Source organism: Petrocella sp. FN5, from assembly GCF_029210395.1.
Lineage (GTDB): Bacteria > Bacillota > Clostridia > Lachnospirales > Vallitaleaceae > Petrocella.
Genome location: NZ_JARGDP010000161.1, coordinates 1 through 1,793, shown reverse-complemented (window position 1 = coordinate 1,793; position 1,793 = coordinate 1). Strand labels below are relative to the sequence as shown.

Annotated in this window: 1 protein-coding gene; it reads right to left on the bottom strand. The window is 40.2% G+C overall.

The features are described from left to right. Window positions 1-17: 17 nt before the first annotated feature. Window positions 18-1,454, bottom strand: coding sequence for an IS66 family transposase (tnpC, locus tag P0N36_RS15180; RefSeq protein ID WP_275843725.1), 1,437 nt, complete (start codon window positions 1,452-1,454; stop codon window positions 18-20). Between the last annotated feature and the right edge of the window lie 339 nt (window positions 1,455-1,793).

Sequence of the window (1,793 nt, the reverse complement as noted above, 5' to 3'; positions counted from 1 at the left end):
GTAACTGTTCAGAACCTCTAGTCAAAGATGAAGTCTGGAGTTCCTGAAATTGCATTTTTGATTGCTTCGTAGGCATTGTAACCTTGCTTGTGAGCAGTGCCAACATATGACATAATTTTCAGATAATCCCGAGCGCCTTGTTCGCTTCTGAAACATCCTGATACTTTTGTCTTTACTTTGATCATCCGAACATCACGTTCTGCTTGGTTGTTATCAAAGGGAACTATGAAGTCATGGATGAATAGACAGACTGATGCCTTGTAGTTTGCCAGGCGTTCAACTAAAGCACGTACTTTCCCCTTTTTCTTGCGACCACGTTTTTTGGCAGTAGTTTCAAGAATTGGGTTATCACTTCGTGCCTGCTCAATAAGCTTATCATATCGTTTATCGAACTTATGATAGTAATAATAGCTTATAGACTCTTTTTCAGTTGTTATCGCCTTTCCTTTGACCTTCTTCATTTCGAGCAGAAGGTTTATAAACTCAGAAGCCCATGCTTGTTCGGGATAGTTTTCCTGAATTCCCGTAAGCTCCCTTAAGAGGTGGGCATTACATACAGCATGCTGTATGTCAGGAAACTTCCAATAAGATGGGTAACAGTCATGTACTGCTATTCCCTGAAACTCTGTAAGTACCCCGCATTGCTCCATGCCCTTGGAACCTCGTTTAGGGCTTAAATCAAGATAGGTATACTCCTGATTCGATGCATTGTGAACCCACCACAGCTTCTTATCTACACGGGTTCCAGTTTCATCGAAATGTCCCAAAGCTGATGCAGTTACTTTTTCTTTAATCTTTTCTACTGTATCCGTCAAAGTATTGGCACACCGACGCACCATGTTACTTATGGTGCCTGTAGCAATAGGAATGTTGAATACACCAGAAAGAATCTCATGGGTACGTTTTATGCTGACAGTACCAAGAGTATTAAGCGCAACTGCCAATGACTGTAGATTTTCACCATACTGCACAGTTGCTTTAATGTGACTTGGAAATTCACCGTTACGTGTATCTCCATGCAACATACAAATCGGCATTTCAAGTGTTTGATGTTCTGTTACGCTAACTTCAACAACGGCATCTATGACATGTCGTTTCTCAATAATACAGGCGGTTTTCGTGCACATTTCATGATGAGCGCAACCATCACAGGCCGATGGCATATGCTTAATCGTATGGTTAGGCTGAGCAGTAATAGCAAGATGATTACCCTTATGGCCTTTTTGGCCGCCGGCACTTTTACCCGATGACTTACGAAGACTTTTCGGTGTTGGCTTCTTGTATCCATCACTTGAGGGTGGTTTGGAACTGTTATTGGAGTTCTTGTTGATTTGTTCTTTCAGTTCCTGAATGGCCTGATTGAGTTGGGCGATTAAATTTGTTTGTGCATCTACAGTAGTTGTTAGTGAGCTTATCTGCTGCATGAGCTGTTCAATCATTTCATCCTTTGTCAATGTGACCACCTTCTTTCGCTAGAAATCTGTTAACTCTATTCTAGCTGAAAGTGATGAAAAAGGCGAATGTGTCAGTTTATAACTATGTGCAAAATGACGGTGGATAAGTATTAGATTTATTGAGCAAATGTGTAATAATCGATTTGGAAAAAGGGATATAACGATGTTTTGAATCACCTATTCATGATACCAATGAAGTAATCCACAGTGACACTATGAACGGAAGAATCCTAAATAAGTTATCCACCGATACAAAAAAACAGCAACAAAACAGAAAATAAATTTCTCTGTTTTGCACAATGAATTTTCAGGACTCTATCAGGGGTTCTGAACAGTTAC